Annotated in this window: 11 protein-coding genes; 9 read left to right on the top strand and 2 right to left on the bottom strand. The window is 70.1% G+C overall.

Annotated features, from left to right (window positions below; all coding sequences use genetic code 11):
• The 8 genes from HMPREF9006_RS05220 to HMPREF9006_RS05185 form a co-directional block, all read left to right on the top strand.
• A partial coding sequence (locus HMPREF9006_RS05220; protein WP_009212521.1) for an ATP-binding protein occupies positions 1–765 on the top strand: 765 nt, incomplete at its 5' end.
• Positions 766–854: 89 nt separating this feature from the next.
• Positions 855–1409, top strand: a complete 555-nt coding sequence (gene hpt / locus HMPREF9006_RS05215) for a hypoxanthine phosphoribosyltransferase (RefSeq protein WP_009212520.1) — start codon at positions 855–857, stop codon at positions 1407–1409.
• A gap of 22 nt (positions 1410–1431) precedes the next feature.
• Entirely contained in the window at positions 1432–3483 is a 2052-nt protein-coding gene (gene ftsH, locus HMPREF9006_RS05210; RefSeq protein WP_009212519.1) for an ATP-dependent zinc metalloprotease FtsH, read from the top strand.
• Complete coding sequence (folE, locus tag HMPREF9006_RS05205; RefSeq protein ID WP_009212518.1) at positions 3480–4049, top strand: GTP cyclohydrolase I FolE; 570 nt, start codon at positions 3480–3482, stop codon at positions 4047–4049. Before ftsH ends, folE begins: the two co-directional genes overlap by 4 nt.
• 1 nt (position 4050) lies before the next feature.
• Positions 4051–4920, top strand: a complete 870-nt coding sequence (folP, locus tag HMPREF9006_RS05200; protein WP_009212517.1) for a dihydropteroate synthase — start codon at positions 4051–4053, stop codon at positions 4918–4920.
• Positions 4913–7129 carry a 2-amino-4-hydroxy-6-hydroxymethyldihydropteridine diphosphokinase gene (folK, locus tag HMPREF9006_RS05195; protein ID WP_009212516.1) on the top strand — a complete coding sequence of 739 codons (2217 nt, stop codon included), beginning with the start codon at positions 4913–4915 and terminating at the stop codon, positions 7127–7129. The genes folP and folK overlap by 8 nt, the downstream gene beginning before the upstream one ends.
• Positions 7130–7141: 12 nt before the next feature.
• Positions 7142–7618: a DUF3180 domain-containing protein gene (locus HMPREF9006_RS05190; RefSeq protein ID WP_009212515.1), complete on the top strand. Its 477-nt coding sequence runs from the start codon at positions 7142–7144 to the stop codon at positions 7616–7618.
• Between the two features lie 97 nt (positions 7619–7715).
• Positions 7716–8627: a hypothetical protein gene (locus HMPREF9006_RS05185; RefSeq protein WP_156794393.1), complete on the top strand. Its 912-nt coding sequence runs from the start codon at positions 7716–7718 to the stop codon at positions 8625–8627.
• Positions 8628–8708: 81 nt separating this feature from the next.
• Here the strand turns inward: HMPREF9006_RS05185 and disA are convergent, their stop codons facing one another.
• Both disA and radA read right to left on the bottom strand, forming a co-directional pair.
• Positions 8709–9779 (bottom strand): DNA integrity scanning diadenylate cyclase DisA, encoded by a 1071-nt coding sequence (disA, locus tag HMPREF9006_RS05180; RefSeq protein WP_009212513.1) that lies wholly within the window; start codon positions 9777–9779, stop codon positions 8709–8711.
• A gap of 36 nt (positions 9780–9815) precedes the next feature.
• Positions 9816–11201 carry a DNA repair protein RadA gene (gene radA / locus HMPREF9006_RS05175; RefSeq protein ID WP_009212512.1) on the bottom strand — a complete coding sequence of 462 codons (1386 nt, stop codon included), beginning with the start codon at positions 11199–11201 and terminating at the stop codon, positions 9816–9818.
• A 361-nt stretch (positions 11202–11562) separates the two neighbouring features.
• On the opposite strand from radA, the gene HMPREF9006_RS05170 reads away from it, so the two are divergent.
• Entirely contained in the window at positions 11563–17607 is a 6045-nt protein-coding gene (locus HMPREF9006_RS05170) for an Ig-like domain-containing protein (RefSeq protein ID WP_009212510.1), read from the top strand.
• Positions 17608–17615 lie beyond the last annotated feature (8 nt).

Here is a 17615-nt window from a genome sequence, read left to right as displayed (position 1 = left end):
GAGGCCGCGGCGCGCGATGCCAGGCGCGCCGCCCTTCGCGCGATCGCCGCGAGCGAGCACGCCCCCGTCCTCCTCGGACACACCATGGAGGACCAGGCCGAAACCGTTCTGCTGCGTCTGGCCAGGGGGTCCGGCCCTTCCTCGCTGCGTGCGATCGCGCCGCTTGCTCGCGACGAGGCCGGCGTCACCTGGCTCCGTCCCCTCCTGGGCCTGCGGCGAGCGGACACCGCGGGAGCATGCGCCCAGGCGGGCCTGACCCCGGTCGAGGACCCGACCAACGCCGTCGACGGACCGTGGAGGGCGGCCGACGGTAGCCCGCTGCGACGCAGCGCCCTGCGTCACCGTGCCCTGCCCGCCCTGGCCTCGGCCCTGGGAATGGACCCCGTTCCCGCGCTCGCGCGAAGCGCCCAGCTGTGCGCGGACGACGACGACGCCCTTCGGCAGTGGGCGAGGCAGCTCACCCGGGGGGCGCGCTCTGGCGACGCGCCGGAACCCGGGCCGAGCGGCGTGTCCCTGAGCGTGTCAGCCCTCGCGCAGGCCCCCCGCGCGGTGCGCGCCCGAGCCGTGAGAGAGGCGGCGTCGCGGGCGGGACTCGGAGCGCTTTCGCTGGCCAACGTCGAGGCCGTGGACGGTCTCGTGGTCGCCTGGAGGGGACAGGGGCCGATCGACCTGCCCTCGGGGAGCGCCTCGCGCGTGGGACGCGGGGCCGAGGCGCGAATCGTCTTGGCTCCCCGAGCGGGGAGCCCGGCGTTGCGCTCACAGTGAGAATCTCGCTCTCCGTGGGGCGTCGGCGCGGATCTGTGGCACGCTTATAGTGGAATCGCTCGCGTAGCAACACACGAAAAGAGGACACGGTGGACGCCACCGACATGGGAAACGACCTCAAAGAGATCCTGGTGACCGCCGAGGATATGGACCGCAGGCTCGGCGACATGGCCGAAGAAATCGACCGCGACTACGCGGGCAAGGACCTCCTCGTCGTGGGTGTCCTGCGCGGCGCCGTCATGGTCATGGCGGACCTGTCGCGCAAGCTTCACACCCCCCTCGAGATGGATTGGATGGCCGTGTCCTCCTATGGGTCGGGCACCAAGACCTCCGGCGTCGTTCGCATCCTCAAGGACCTCGACCAGGATGTCGCCGGGCGCCACGTCCTGATCGTCGAGGACATTATCGACTCGGGCCTGACGCTGTCGTGGCTGCAGGCCAACCTCGTCGGGCGTGGGGCGGCCTCCGTGCGTATCGCCACAGCGCTGCGTAAGCCAGCCGCCGCGAAGGTGGATGTCGAGGTCGCTTACGTGGGCTTCGACATCCCCGACGAGTTTGTCGTCGGCTACGGCCTCGACTACGCGGAAAAGTACCGCAATCTTCCCTTCGTGGGGACGCTGCAGCCCCACGTTTACAACAACTGAGACGACCAACCTGTAGGGACGCATGAACGAGAGAACGAAGACTAAACGCCCCAGCCTCGCGTGGGTGGCGATTCCGCTGATGGTCCTGCTCGCGGGGGGATGGTTCCTCTGGCAAACCCTGCAGCCCCAGTCCGTGAACACCTCGGAGGGCCTGGAGCTCATCTCGGGTGGCACGGTCGAGAAGGTTGTCCTCAACGAGGGAACGCAGCAGGTGAACCTGACGCTGACCGAGAACTACCACCACGAGGGCACGGGCGGCGACGACCAGAGCGCCGACCTGGGTAAGCACGTGTACTTCACCTACTCCTACGCTCAGACGAAGGAGATCCTGGACGCCGTGGCCGCGCAGGCTCCCGCCAAGGGGTGGAACGCGGTGCGCCCGCAGTCCGGCGCCCTCGGATTGGTCCTGCAGATTCTCATCCCCCTGCTTTTCATCTCCGCTGCCTTCTACTTCATCATGCGGTCGATGTCGGGGTCGCGAATGATGGGCGGATTCACGGCCTCGCGCGCCAAGGAATTCAACCAGGAGCGCCCCGACGTGACCTTCGCGGACGTCGCTGGCGAGGACGAGGCCGTGGAGGAGCTGGAAGAGATCCGCGAGTTCCTGGCCTCTCCCGATAAGTTCCACAAGGTGGGCGCGCGCATTCCCCGCGGCGTTCTGCTCTACGGTCCCCCCGGGACGGGCAAGACCCTGCTGGCCAAGGCGGTCGCGGGCGAGGCGAACGCCCCCTTCTTCTCGATCTCCGGCTCGGAGTTCATGGAGCTCTACGTCGGCGTGGGCGCATCCCGCGTGCGCGAGCTCTTCGAACGCGCCAAGAAGAACGCCCCGGCCATCATCTTCGTGGACGAGATCGACGCCGTGGGCCGCCACCGCGGAAGCGGCATCGGCGGCGGCAACGACGAGCGCGAACAGACGCTCAACCAGCTGCTGGTCGAGATGGATGGCTTCGACGAGCGCGCCAACATCATCCTCATCGCGGCCACCAACCGCCCCGACATTCTCGACCCGGCGCTGCTGCGTCCCGGTCGCTTCGATCGCCAGATCGCCGTCGAGGCGCCCGACCTGAAGGGCCGCGAGGCAATCCTGAAGGTTCACGCGCACGGCAAGCCGCTGACGGAGCAGGTGGACCTGCGTCAGATCGCCAAGCGCACTCCGGGGTTTACCGGTGCGGACCTGGCCAACGTCCTCAACGAGGCAGCCCTGCTGACCGCACGATCCAACATGCGTTTCATCGACGAGCGCGCCATCGACGAGGCCATCGACCGCGTCATCGCTGGCCCGCAGAAGCGCACGCGCGTCATGAACGACCACGACAAGGCGGTGACCGCCTACCACGAGGGCGGTCACGCGCTGGCCGCCGCCGCCCTGAACTACACGGACCCCGTCACGAAGGTGACGATCCTGCCGCGCGGGCGCGCGCTGGGCTACACGATGGTCATGCCCACCGAGGATCGCTTCAACAAGACGCGCAACCAGCTGCTGGATGACCTCGTCTACAGCATGGGCGGCCGCGTGGCCGAGGAGATCGTCTTCCGCGATCCCTCGACCGGCCCGGCCAACGACATCCAGCAGGCCACCAAGACCGCCCGCGCCATGGTCACGGACTACGGCATGAGTGATCGCATCGGCATGGTGAAGCTGGGTGAGAGCGACACCGAGGCCTTCGGGCACGGCTCGGGAGAGGGGCCTCGTGCTTTCTCCGACGAGACCTCCGCCATCATCGACGAGGAGGTCCGTCGGCTCCTCGACAACGCGATGCGCGAGGCCTGGCAGATCCTCACGACGAACCGGGCGATCCTGGACACGCTGGCCGCCCGGCTCCTGGAGGAGGAGACCCTGGATGAGGCTCAGCTGGCCGAGATCTTCAGGGACGTCGTCAAAGCCCCCGAGCGTCCGGTGTGGAACTACCAGTCGGACGCCGCCGTTCCCGGTGCCGTCCTGGGCAACCCGGTCGGCCTGGGGTCGCCTCAGGTCGGAGGCGCGCAGGAGGTCGTCTTCGAGGCGCCGACGATCGACGTCACGGGCGTGGTGGGCGAGCCGGACTCGTCGGCCGATGGTGAGGAACAGTCATGACATACGATCCTGCTGGTGTGGAGAAGGCGTCGCGTGACCTGCTGGTGGCGCTCGGGGAGGATCCGACGCGCGAGGGCCTGGTGGGTACCCCGGAGCGCATGGCTCGCGCATGGCGGCAGATGTGCTCGGGCCTGGCCGAGGATCCTCGCGAGCACCTGCGCACCCAGTTCCATGCGGGCACCGACGAGCTCGTTCTCGTGCGTGACATCACGTTCCATTCGGTGTGTGAGCATCACCTGCTTCCCTTCTTTGGCCGCGCTCACGTGGGCTACATCCCCCGCGGAGGCGTGGTGACGGGGCTGTCGAAGCTGGCCCGCCTGGTCGAGGGGTACGCTCGTCGGCCCCAGGTGCAGGAGCGGCTGACCGCCGAGGTCGCCGACGCCATCGACGAGGTCCTGCACCCCCAGGGAGTCATCGTCGTCATCGAGGCGGAGCACATGTGCATGTCGATGCGCGGCATCTCCAAGCCCGGATCGTCGACCGTGACGAGCGCCCTGCGCGGCATCATGAACGACGGAGCGACCCGGGCCGAGATGATGGCCCTGGTGCTGTCGGGAAGCCGCTGACATGTCCGCGCTGCCCCTGCCCGATCCTCCGGCAACGCCCGCGGTCGCTCCTGCGGCGCCGACGTTGCCCCACGGCCTGGCCGTGCCTTCTTCTCGGGCGCTCATCATGGGGATCCTCAACGTGACCCCGGATTCGTTTTCGGACGGGGGACGCTACGCGGACCCTCGTGCCGCGCTCGCTCACGCCCGCGCGATGCTCGGCGCCGGCGCCGATCTGATCGACGTGGGCGGGGAGTCGACGAGGCCGCACTCGACGCGCATCTCGGCGCAGGAGGAGTGGGCGCGCATCGGCGCGATCGTCGAGGCCCTGGCTCGGGAGGGAGTGGTCGTGTCGGTGGACACGTTGCACGCCTCGACGGCTCTGCGGGCCGCGGAGGCGGGGGCCGCGATCATCAACGATGTCAGCGGCGGGCGATGGGATCCGCAGATGAATCGTGCGGTCGCCGAGAGCGGGTGCGCGTATGTGATTCAGCACTACCGCGCGTTGCCGGGAATGCCGGGGGAGTCCTTCGACTACGGGCCGGACCTGGTGGGGACCCTGATCGAACGGCTCAATTCCCAGGTCACAGACGCAATTGATACTGGTGTGACACCTGATAAAATTGTTGTTGACCCGGGTCTGGGCTTCTCGCTGACGGTCGAACAGTGCTGGCAGATACTGTCCGAACTACCGCGTTTCCTCTCCGGTGGGTACCCTGTACTTATCGGAGCGTCGCGTAAGCGATTCGTCAAGGCCCTCGGAGGCGACGTCGACACCGACAGCGCTTCCATTGCCGCCTACTGCGTCCGCCAGGGTGCGTGGGCCGTGCGGGTCCACGACGTAGCAGGCACCGCGGCGGCCATCGCCCGAAAGGAGAACGACGTTGAGTAGCAGACGCGTCATCATCGCCCTGAAAGGACTGGGGGCGCTGGCCAACCACGGTGTGTACGACTTCGAGCGCACGCAGCGCCAGCGCTTTTGTGCCGACGTCGTCATGTGGGTCGAAACCGCGGGTGCCAACGACGACATCGCGGCGACGGTCTCCTACGCCGACATCGCCGACGAGACGATGGCCGTGCTCACCGGAAGCCCCGTCGACCTCATCGAGACCCTGGCCGAGGACATCGCCTCGCGCGTCATGAGCCACGACGGCGTCGTCGGCACCGAGGTCACCGTCCACAAGCCGGACGCGCCGATCGATCAGCCCTTCGCCGACGTGTCCGTCACCGTGCGCTCCGGTGCGACCGACGCGCTGCCGCTGTCGCTGACCCTCAAGGGAATCTACGAGGCCGAGGACGGCTCCGTCTTGACCGGAGAGATCGAAGCCTACGGCCGCGCCCAGGCACCCAGCCCGGCCGAGCAGGGACAGGGCGAACCCTCTCCCTCGCGGCGCTCCAGTGCGACGGCACCTGGCGCGCGGGAGCCCTCCATGCCCGAGCACCTGCGTTCGCGCAAGGTCGTCCTGGCGATCGGCGGAAACCTCGGGGATGTGCCCGTCACGCTCATGCACACGGTCGAGGCCCTGTCCTACATGGAGGGCTTCCAGATCGACGACGTGTCGCCGATCATGCGCACCAAGCCCGTCCTCGCCCCCGGGCAGGCGCCCCAGCCCGACTACTGGAATGCCGTCGTCATCGGCTCCGCCATCGCCACTCCCGACGAGCTTTTCGCCCAGACGAGCCGCATCGAACGCGAGCTGGGCCGCGAGCGCCACGAGCGCTGGGGGGCGCGCACCGTCGACATCGACATCATTCAGGTCGAGGGCCTGGCCTCCTCCGATCCCGTCCTGAGCCTGCCGCACCCGCGCGCGAAGGAGCGGGCCTTCGTCCTGGCGCCCTGGCTCCTGTGCGATCCCGACGCCGTTCTTGAGGGCTTTGGACGGGTCGCGGATCTCCTCGCGCTGACCCCCGACCGCGAGGGCATCATCGACGCCGTTGACGACTGGCTCGAAGACCCGGCGGCCGTCATGGCCGACTCCGATCAGCTCCTGGCAGAGCGCGCCGAGCAGGCCAGCGCCGACATGCGTGAGCTCATCGAGACGCTCACGGGAGAGATCAGCCAGGTCGACCCCCGCCTCGCCGCCCCGGAGTCTCACTCCCCGGCCTCCCGTACCCCCGCGACGCCGACAGCGCCCGACGAGGAGACGGCACCCGAGCCCGACGAACCCGAGGAGCGCGCCGGTGCCTCGGGGGGCGCCGAGGCCGCCCCGGCCGACGCCCACGGGTCAGATGCCAGCCAGCCGCGCGAACGCGAGCGCCGCGGCGATCCGCGCAGCGTTGATCCCGCCACGTGGAACAACCTCTGGTCCCGGTGGGCGGCAACCGAGGTCGGCGAGGAGATCGCCAACGCCATGGGCATTGAGCGGCCCCCGGCCCCCGAGGCGGTTCCCGGCGCCGACGAGTCCGAGGAGCTCCTCGAGGAGGACATCCCCCCGGTCGCGCAGCCCGAGACTCCCGCGCAGCTCGCCGCTCGCGCCGCCCGGCAGGCGCGGCCAGCGGCTGTGCCATCCCCCCGGCCCGACGCCCCGCAGGGCGAGGGTCAGCGCCCGGGCGGCGTGCAGGCGCAGGACGAGCGCGGCGTGGCCGAGCAGTCGCCAGATGACCCGAGTTCCGCGTCGCAGGCGCAGGCCGCGTCCGGCCAGGATGCCTCGCCCCGTCGCGCCCCCCGGACCTCGGCGCGCCCCTCCTGGCATCCCATCTCCTCCGTGCCCGCCGACTCCCCGGCCGGGCGGATGACCCGCAAGATCGGGACTGGGACGTACAAGCCGCGCAACGAGGACAGGCCCCACTGGGTGCCGGTCTTCGACGCCAAGCGCGACGACCCCCACTCCGACATCGCGCTTCCGGACTGGAACTTCCCCGTCGGCTCCGCTCGTGACGTGCGGGTGGTCGACGACCGCTCCGGCCTCGCCCGCGAGGAGGAACCCCCCAAGCCCACGGTCCATGCCGACGGGCGCTCCACGATCCTCGCCCCCGGGCTGCCCGACAACACCCCGGTCGGCCCCATCCCCGAGGACGAGGCCACACAGACCGGCATCCTGCGCAGGGTCGTCGTTCGCCCCACGATGACCGGCGCGATCCCGGTCGTCAAGAGGCGATAGAGGGAAGCGGACGTGAAACCCCTGTCGATCGCCTGGGTTGGACTGGTCGGCGTCGTGAGTGCCGCGCTGAGCTTCTTAGGGTTCCTCGCGCACATGCGCGTCGGCAACACGCCCCTGATCGTCACGCCCGGCCCGGCGGTGCTCTTCGCACTCGCCACGGCGCTCCTCATCTGGTCCGGCCTGGCCGTGCGGCGCCTGCGGGCCGACAAGGAGACGTGGATCAATGCCCTGGGTGCCATGCCGGTGGCGGTCTTCGCCCGCGCGAGCGCCCTGGTCGGCAGCGCCCTCACCGGGATCCTCGCCGGAGTCATGGCCGTTTCCCTCCTACAGGTGAGCGCTCCCGCGATGGCGTCGAACGCGATCGCGGCGGGCCTGAGCGCCCTCGTCGGCCTGGTGTGGGTGATCGTCGCGATCGTCGTCGAGCGATGGTGCGTCATCAACCCCGACGACGAGGGGGGCTCCTCGAACACGCCCAGCGCGGCCGCCTGAGGGCACCGGGAGGCGGTTCGCCCGCGTGCGGCGGGCAAAATCGGACGCCCCCGAGCGTGAGGCGCGCGTCGGGGTCCTCGCCCGGTATCGTGGATGCGTGGCTGATCAGCGTAAGAACTCCCCCAAGCGGCCCTCCCGGCGCCCCGCGTCGACGAGCGCCCACGGTCGCGTCGGCGACCGCGCGTCCCGAGCCTCCTCGGGCGCGCGCCCCGCGTCTGCGCGCCCGAGCGGGGAGCGAGGACGAGGCCGGGCCGGGGCACGTGCGGCGAACGCGGCGTCGGCCTCCCGTGGCGGCGGGCCGCCCGTGAACCTGTGGCCCAGGCGCATCATCACCGGGCTCGGGCTCCTCCTCATCATCGTCCTCCTCCTGTGGGGCATCTCCTCCGTCGTGCGAGCCATCGCCTCCTCCCTGTCCGGGGGGCAGGCCGCCCAGTCCGACTCTCAATCGGCCCAGTCCAGCGCGGTCGAGGCCTCGGAGTACGCTTTGTCGGGAGGCCAGGTGGCCACGGCGGACGGGCTCCTCACAGACGGAACAACCATCGACATTCCGGCCTGCCCCGAGCGCGACATCGCCGCGAGTGCGACGGCGGAATCGATCAGGTCCGGGTCGGCTCTCCCCGTCGCGCTGACCCTGGGCAACCGCGGGAACGTCGCCTGCTCAACCTCCCTGACGCGCTTGTCCCTGCGCGTGACGACGGGAGACCAGACGGTCTACAACTCCGCGAGCTGCGCCGACTCCCAGCAGGTCTCCACGACCCTGCTGCTTCGTCCGACGGCGTCGTGGACCGGGTCGCTCACCTGGGACGGCCGGGTGTACGCGGACGGCTGCACGGCGCCGACGGGTGGGGCGAGCCCCGCCCCCGCGGGCACCTACAGGGTCGCGCTCGTGATGGACGGGCGCGAGGTCGGTTCTACCGTGGTGGATGTCGCGCCTGCCCCCACTCCCGCCCCCACCCCCCAATCCGGCGCTCAGTCGGGGTCGCAGTCGGGGGCCCAATCGGGCCGCTGATCGGGGAAGGCGGGCATCGCGGGCGGGCGCACCCGCTGCCGAAGGCGGCGAGGAGAGCCGCCGCCCTGTCTCCCGAGCGGGCTACCAGCCGACGATGCCGGTTGCGACCGCCCGCGCCTGGTGGGCCAGGTTCTCGGTGATGACCTTCGCCCGGTAGGGGCCGATCCCCTCGATGCGTTCCAGGTCCGCCACCGAGGCCGCGCGCAGCTCGGGCAGGGACGTGAAGCGCGAGGACACCTCCTTGATGGCGTTCCACGACAGGTGAGGCACCAGCGACAGGGCGCGCACGCCGCGGGGCGTGATCTCGCGGTCGAGGTCCGCGACCTCGTACACGTCCAGGCCGAGGATGTTCGCGATGGCGGTCAGGTCCACGATCCGCTCCGATCCCATGGACGAGAGCTCGGCCTCGACGCGGGCGACGTCGCCGGGGTCGCGGATGTAGTCGCGCATGACGAGTGCGCGCTCGGAGGCGGATCCGCGCACCAGGTCTTCGACCTGCAGGGCCAGAAGGCGGCCCTCGGACCCCAGTTCCTCCAGGCACTCGGTGATCTCCGAGGTGATGCGCCGGATCATCTCCATGCGCTGCATGACGGTGGCGACGTCGCGCACGGTCGCGCTGTCGCGCATCTCCAGGATCGTCAGGGTCTGCAGCACCTCGTCCAGGCGCTGGCTGTAGCGATCCAGCGTGTCCACGGCCAGGTTGGCGCGCGACAGGAGCGCCTCGGGCTCCTCCACGAGGCGGTGCTCGGTCCCCACGTAGATGGAGATCATGCGCATGGAGGCGGACAGGGACAGGACGGGAAGGTGGGTCTGCCGAGCGGTGCGCTGGGCGGTGCGGTGGCGCATGCCCGACTCGTCGGTGGGGATCGTGGGGTCGGGGAAGAGCTGCACGTTCGCCTTGCGGATGCGCCACAGGTCGGGGTCGATGATGACCGCGCCGTCCATCTTGCACAGCTCGCGCAGGCGGGCGGCCGTGAACGCCACGTCCAGGTCGAAGCCTCCCGAACAGATGGCCTGCACCTCGGGCGTGTATCCCAGGACGATGAGCGCACCGGTGTGGGAGCGCTGGATCCGTTCCAGTCCCTCGCGCAGGGGCGTTCCCGGCGCGACTGTGCGCAGTGCTTCACGAAGGATCGCTGCGTCGGACGTCAATGTGGTTCCCTCCCAAATGAGTAGGCTTGCTACCTATTATTGCGAGTCCGTGGGGAAAGCGGCGCGAATCGCCGTGGCCAAATCAGAGACAGTGAACACGGTGATGCCGCACGCGTCGGTCAGGTCCTCGCTGCCCTGGGCGGGGACGATCGCGCAGGAGAAGCCCAGGCGCGCCGCCTCGGCGAGCCGCCGCTGCGTGCCCGTGCAGGCGCGCACCTCCCCCGTCAGCGAGATCTCTCCGACCGCAACCAGGTCCGGGCGAGGGGGAACCCCCTTGAGCGAGGACACGATGGAGATGGCCATCGCCAGGTCGATGGCGGGTTCGACGGTGCGCGAACCCCCGACCGTGGACACGTACACGTCCGCCCCCGAGGCGTCGGCGCCGATCCTGGCCTGAAGGACCGCGAGGATCATCGCGACCCGCGCGTGGTCCACGCCCGAGGTGGTGCGCCGGGGGGACCCGCCGGAGGAGGGGGCAACCAGGGACTGGATCTCGGTGGGCAGTGGCCTGCGCCCCTCCAGGGACACCGTCGCGCAGGTGCCGGGAACCCCGCGAGCGGTGCGCGAGAGGAAGAGCCCCGATGGGTCGGCCAGCCCGTAGATGCCGGAGTCCGTCAGCTCGAAGCAGCCGACCTCGTCGGTGGGGCCGTAGCGGTTCTTCACCGCGCGCGCCAGCCGCAGGCGCGAGTGGCGATCCCCCTCGAACTGGCACACGACGTCGACGAGGTGTTCCAAGACTCGCGGGCCTGCGATCCCCCCGTCCTTGGTGACGTGGCCGACGAGGATGGTCGGAAGGTCGGACTCCTTGGCGACACGGATCAGGGAGGCGGCAACGGCGCGCACCTGGGCGACGCCCCCCGCCCCGCCCTCCACCTGCGCCGAGGAGATTGTCTGCACCGAGTCGACGATCAGCAGGGAGGGGGCCGACTGGCGGACGTGGCCGAGGACGACTCCCAGCTCCGTCTCGTCCGCGATCAAGAGGTTTGGCTCGAGGGCCCCGATGCGTTCCGCGCGTCCGCGCACCTGCGCCGCCGACTCCTCTCCCGTGACGTACAGGACCGGCCCGAGGCCGCCCGATCGGGCGGTGCGCGCGGCCTTGGCCGCGACGTCCAGCAGCAGCGTGGACTTGCCCACCCCGGGCTCCCCGGCCAGCAGGATCACGGCCCCCGGGACGATGCCCCCGCCGAGCACGCGGTCGAGCTCGCCCACGCCCGTCGAACGCAGGGACGCGCGCTCCCCGTCGACCTCGCCAATGGGCAGGGCGGGACGCCGGGGTGTCGTCGCGGACGCCCCGGGGCCGCCGGAGGCCTCGCCGGTCTCATCGACGCTTCCCCACGCCCCGCATTCGCGGCACTGGCCCACCCACTTGGGTGAGACCCACCCGCACTCGCTGCAGCGGAACGTGATCTTCTCTTTCGCCATGCCCCCACCGTAACCCGGGGCGCCCTCACCTGCGGCGGGGGGAGCGCCGGGAGCGAGGCCGCGCCCACCTGGGATGGGAACGCGACGGCGCGCCGAGCCTCGGTGGCCTCGCCGCGCTGGAGAGCGGACCTGGCCTCACGGAGAGTTAAATGCGCGACTGTGGTCAGGTTCTCGCAAGTGCCCCGGCGTGCGCCCCACCGCGGAAAAAACGGCTCGGTGCCGCCCGCGTGGGCACGGTCTTCTTGTCCTTCCCCGGGTTTATCCATAGGGTTGGTCGGTGTGTATCCTTGGGGTGAGCGCGTACTCGCCCGGGGGTACCGATACGCCCGGACACGACGCACATCGAGACTGAGGAATCGACATGAAGAAGGCGCGTCAATCGCGAAACACCTGGACGAAGCGGATCCCTGCCATCGCCGTTCTCGTGGTGTCGGCGATGCTGTGCGTGCTCGCTGTCGTCTACCGCGGCGTCGAGGTCACCCAGGTGAGCGTCGACGACGGGGGCATCTGGGTGACGAACCAGGACCGCAAGCTCGTGGGCCACCTCAACTACGACTCCCTCATGCTGGACGGCACCGTCGCCGTCAAGTCCGCGTCCTTCGACATCGGCCAGGCCGGAGGGGACGTGACGCTCGGAGAGGCCGTGACGCGCACGGTCTCCCCCGTGCGGCCGACCTCCTTCTCCATCGGGCAGGCGGTGACGCTGCCCGAGAAAGCGATCCAGGTCCAGGGAGGACCCGTCCTGGCGGTGCTCGACCCCAACGAGGGGCTCCTGTGGGCTGGCAAGGCCGACGAACCCGCGTCGATGTCCTTCACGCGCGAGGACGCCGCAGCCAAGGACCTCAGCGACGCCGTCGTGACCGTGTCCCGCTCGGGCAAGATCTTCGCCTACTCTCCCGATTCCTCCACGCTGGTGACGATGGAACAGGAGGGCCAGACGTGGCGCTCCAAGACCACCGCGATCAAGGGATTCCAGGGGCCGGGTCCCCTCTCGATCACCGCGGTCGGCGATAAGCCCGTCATCTACGACCAGGGAGGCAACAGCCTCGTCACTCCCGACGGGAAGGTGCGAGACCTGGGCGAGGACCACATCACCGGAGCGGTCCTGCAGGCCCCCGGGGACGAGGCCTCGGGCGTTCTCCTGGCCACCGGCGACGAGCTCGTGACCGTGCCCCTGAGCGGGCAGGGAGTGACGCGCCAGCCGGCCTCGGACCAGGGGCTCACGGGCACGCCCGCCCCGCCGGTCTTCCACCGCGGCTGCGCCTACGGCGCGTGGGCCGGCTCGGGCGCGTTCGTTCGCGCCTGCACGGACGCGTCTCGCAACCAGGCCCAGACGGTGCCGACCCTCGCCGAGGCCGCCTCCGCGGTCTTCCGCACGAACCGCACGCGCATCGTCCTCAACGACGTCTCGACGGGCACGCTGTGGCTCCCCGACAAGAACATGGTCGTGGTCAACAACTGGGATCAGATCCCCACCGAGGAGCAGGAAGAAGAGGACACCCCCACCCCCGACCAGCGCGAGCAGGTCTCGGAGCCGGAGCACAACGACAAGAACACGCCGCCCGAGGCCGTGGATGACGAGTTCGGCATCCGCCCGGGCCGCTCCACGATGCTGCCCGTTTTGGACAACGACTCCGACGACGACGGCGACGTTCTCACGGCGCGGGCCGTGTCCGAACCCGAGTTCGGCACGATCGTGCGCACCAGGGGAGGGCGCGCCCTGCAGATCACGGACGTGCCGGAGACCATGACCGCGGGTTCCACGTCCTTCACCTACGAGGCCTCGGACGGCCTCGCGGGCGCCACGGCGAACGTGAAGGTGACGATCCACCCGTGGAGCCAGAACGAGGGACCCCGGCAGCTCAAGCACCCGGTCATCAAGGTGGGGGCGAACGCCCAGGTCGAATACAACCTCCTGTCGGACTGGATCGACCCCGACGGCGACCAGTTCTTCCTCAAGGAGGTCAGCGCGCCCGACGGCATGTCGGCTCAGTTCTCCGAGGACGGCACCGTCCAGATCCGCGACCTGGGATCGGGCGCCGGCGTGAAGTCCGTGAGCGTCACCCTCTCCGACGGGCGCGCCGAGACGGTGGGCGACCTGCAGGTCAGCGTGCAGGAGGCCGGCAACGTGCCTCCCGTGGCGCGGGCGGACTTCTACGTCGCGCGGGTGGGTGAGCCCCTCATCATCGACCCCGTCTCGAACGACACCGACCCCAACGGCGACCCCCTGTCCCTCGTCGCCGCGGGCGCGCCGCCGGCCGGCACCTCCGTGTCCGCGGACCTGGCGCGCGGGACGCTGACCTTCACCGGATCCGTGCCCGGATCCTTCCAGTTCACCTACACGGTCTCGGACGGACCCTCCACGACGGTGGGCGTGATCCGCGTGGACGTCGTCGCCGATGACACGAAGGCCCTGCCGATCGCCGAGGATGACCTGTCGGTGCTTCCCAGCGGCGGCGCCTCCCTCGTCGCCCCGCTCGCCAACGACACGGACCCGTCGGGCGGCGTCCTGGTCGTGCAGTCGATCGACGTGCCTGCCAAGTCCGGCCTCGAGGTGACCCTGATCGAGCGTCACCTGCTGAGGATCACCGCCCCCGGTGGCCTGACCGACGTCACCTCCTTCACGTACACGGTGTCCAACGGTTCCGGTTCGGCCACCGCGCAGGTCAGCGTCGTCCCCACCGAGGCGCAGAGCGAGGAGCAGCCTCCCCAGGCGGCGCCCGATTCGGCGAAGGTGCGTGCCGACGACATCGGCTCGGTGAGTGTCCTGGCCAACGACCGCTCGCCGATCGGCCTGTCGCTGAGCCTTGACCCCGACGTGGAGGTCCTGGCCGGGTCGGAGCTGGGCCGAGTCTTTGTCACCGGGAACCAGGTGCGCCTGGCCGCGGGCTCGGAGCCGGGCGTCGTGCGGGTGAGCTACACGGTCGTCGACTCGGCGGGTAACCGTGCGACCACGACCGTCACCTTTGAGATCGTGGCCGCAAGCGCCGCGAACAGCGCTCCCGTGCCCAAGCCGCTGAGCGCCTGGGCCGTCCAGGGGCAGATGAGCCGCATCCCGGTGCCCCTGACGGGCATCGACCCGGACGGCGACTCCGTTGCCCTCGTCGGCATCGATCAGCCGCCGGCGAAGGGAAGCGTCGTCCTGGGCACCGAGTGGCTGGAATACACGCCGAGCGACGACGCGACCGGCACGGATACCTTCTCCTACATCGTCGAGGACCGCCTCGGCGTCCAGGGGCGCGCCCGAGTGCGCGTGGGTATCGCTCCGCCCGGATCCGAGAACCACAATCCGACGGCCGTCCCGGACTCGGTGACGGTGCGCCCGGGGCGCGAGGTGCGCGTCAACGTGCTGGCCAACGACCTGGATGCGGACGGCGACTCGCTGTCGGTGGAGACGGATCCGGCCACCGTGACGGTGTCCAACCCGGCGGCGACCGTGTCCGTGGCCGAGGAGGCGGTCACCGTCAAGGCCCCCGACTCCAACGGAGTTTTCGTTGTCGCCTTCCAGATTCAGGACGGGCGCGGGGGGCGCGCCCAGGGGCAGCTGACCGTGACGGTGGATGCCGAGGCGCCGCTGCGCGCTCCGATCGCCCGCGACGACGTGGTATCGGTGGCCGACCTGCCCTCCGACTCCAAGCCCGTGAGCGTGGCCGTGCTGGCCAACGACGAGGATCCCGACGGCACGATCGACGCGCTGAGCGTGTCCTCCGGCGACTCGGGCGTGAGCGTGTCCGGGCAGAACCTGTCGATCACCCCCGATGCCCGCCGACGCCTCGTCGTCTACACGGCGACCGACCCCGACGGCCTGAGTGCGAGCGCCGTCGTCACCGTTCCGGGCACGGATCTTTTGGCCCCGCGCCTGGATGCCGCGCGGGTTCCGGTGGCGATGCGAGCCGGGTCCGCGCTGACCCTGGACATCGGGGACTATGTTCTCGTGCGCGACCGCTCGCGTTCCCCGGTCATCACCGACGCCGGTTCCGTCGCCTCCAGCGGCGGTCTGAATTCGGTGACCCTGCAGGATGCAACCCACCTGGTGCTCAGCGCCCCCGAGGATGCCTCGGGCCGGGCCTCGGTGTCCTTCACGGTGCGCGACGGCGGGGCGGACGACGCCTCCGCGCTCTCGGCCACCCTCACGATCCCGATCACGATTCAGCCGGCCCGTAACCTGCCGCCGCGCCTGACGCCCACCCCGATCGTCATCGGCCAGGGCGAGTCGGTGACCGTGGACCTGACCCAGATGGTCGACGACCCCGACGATCAGGCGAAGAGCTCCTTCGACTACCGCGTGACGAAGGTGCCCGGAGGCGTGGACGTGTCGCTCGACGGGCACGCCATGACGGTGTCGGGCAAGAAGGACCAGCCCAAGGGGCCGGTCGGCGCGATCACGGTCAGCGTGGATGACGGGTCCGGCGCGGTTAGCGCCGACATCCCGGTGACGATCGTGAAGTCCTCGAAGCCGCTGGTGACCACCACGGACGCGCGCGTCAAGATCAACGCCGGGCAAACCGCGGAAGTGAACCTGGCGGAGTACACGACCAACCCCTTCCCGGAGCCGCTCGTGGTCCTGGACGCCTCCGTGCACGTGGGGCAGGGAACCGCCTCGGGCAACGGAAACACGCTGCTGGTCACGCCCAAGGCTGGCTTCCACGGCGACATGATCGTCGTCTACCGCGTCATGGACGCCACGAACGACCCCGATCGCGTCGTCCAGGGGCGCGTCATCGTCAAGGTCCTGGATCGCCCCGATCCCCCCGAGAGCGTCGTGGCCACGGCCTACGGTCCGGGCACCGCGTTCATCACCTTCGAGGCGGGTGCCGCCAACGGCGGCACGATCTCCGGCTACACGGTCACCGACCTGAACTCCGGTACGACCTTCAAGACGCGCAACCCCGGCGTGCAGGTCACGGGACTGTCGAATGGGGAGTACCACAGGTTCACCGTCGTCGCGCACAACGAGGCGGGCACATCCGACCCCTCGGCGCCATCGGCCCAGGTGCTGATCGATGTGGCGCCCGAGCAGATGGCGGCACCCACCGTGACGGGGGCCGACTCGGCCCTGGACATCACCTGGAGTGCCCCGAAGAACAACGGGTCTGCGATCAAGAGCTACACGATCAACGTCGCGGGTAACACGAGTGGAAAGACCTACACCTACACGGCGGGCCCAGGGGAGACCCACAAGCGGATCGACGGCCTGCGCAACGGCGAGATGTACACGGTGAGCATTCAGGCGCACAACGGAGCCGAAACCCCCTCGGTCCCGTCCCCCGGCGCGGCGAACTACCCGCACGGCGCGCCGGACGTGGCTCAAGCGGTGTCCGCCTCGGCGACGAACGTGGATCCGCACAACTCCTCCCGCGCGGTCGTCACTGTGAGTTGGCAACTTGGCGAGTCGGGTGGCAGGGGCTGGGGCCCGACCACCGTGACGGTGGGGAAGGCTACCGTCCAAGCGCCGGCCGGGGCAAAGCAGGTGGATGTTCCCAACGTGGAACCGGGCGCAAACCTCCCGGTGACGGTGACCCTGAGCAACTCCGACGGGGACACCTCGGGACCGGCGTACGCGTCGACGAGTGTGGCCACGACCCCCGCCCCGATCGCGCCACCGAGGCTGTCGGGCACCGGCGGGGGAATGGAGCTGCGCGTGGATGGCCTGGCGGTCGTCCCGGGCAACGGCTTCGACGCGGGGAGCCTGACGCTGCGCTACGCGTGGAGCGAGGACAGGTGTGCGGGCGGCCAACCGATCACGAACGGTACGTCGATTCGGGTCGACAGCTGGCAGACGCAAACCTTGTACTTCTGCCAGACCGGACTCGGCGTGGGAGGCAGGCCGGCCGTGTCGAGCGTCGTCTCGGCCAGCGCCGCCCCCACGGGCAAGCCCTCGCAGGTCGGTGTGTCGATCACCAACGTCGGCACGAGCAGCGCCACGGTCCGCTGGGATCCGGTGCCCGCCAACCCCGGCGTCAGCGAGATCCGAGTGAGCCTGGGTTCGCAGACGCAGGTCCTCTCGGGCGGGGCGAAGGAGGCAACCTTCTCCGGCCTCGCCCAGGGCGGTTACTACGAGGCGACGGTCACGGCCGTCAACTCGGCGGGTGAGACCACCATGCCAAAGCACCCGTCGGTCGTCACGAAGCTGGACGTCGCGGCTACGTGGGTGGCCGCCTGCCAGGGCGGAGAGAAACACTTTGGCGGCGGCGACTGCCACACCTTCTCGCTGAGCGCGCCCGGATGGACGGGCTCCTCCGTGCCGCACGTCTGCACGGTCCGCTCCGACAGCGATAACGCCACCGAGGAGGTCACCGTCAACGGTCCCGGTCCGATCCCGTCCCGGGTCGCGACGAAGGCGGGCTCGGAGGCTGCCTTCAACGCCGGCAACTACATCGTCGGCGAGTGCCGACCCAAGGGGTGAGCGTGAAG

Source organism: Actinomyces sp. oral taxon 180 str. F0310, from assembly GCF_000185285.1.
Taxonomy (GTDB): domain Bacteria; phylum Actinomycetota; class Actinomycetes; order Actinomycetales; family Actinomycetaceae; genus Pauljensenia.
This window is presented reverse-complemented; position numbering and strand designations above follow the sequence as displayed.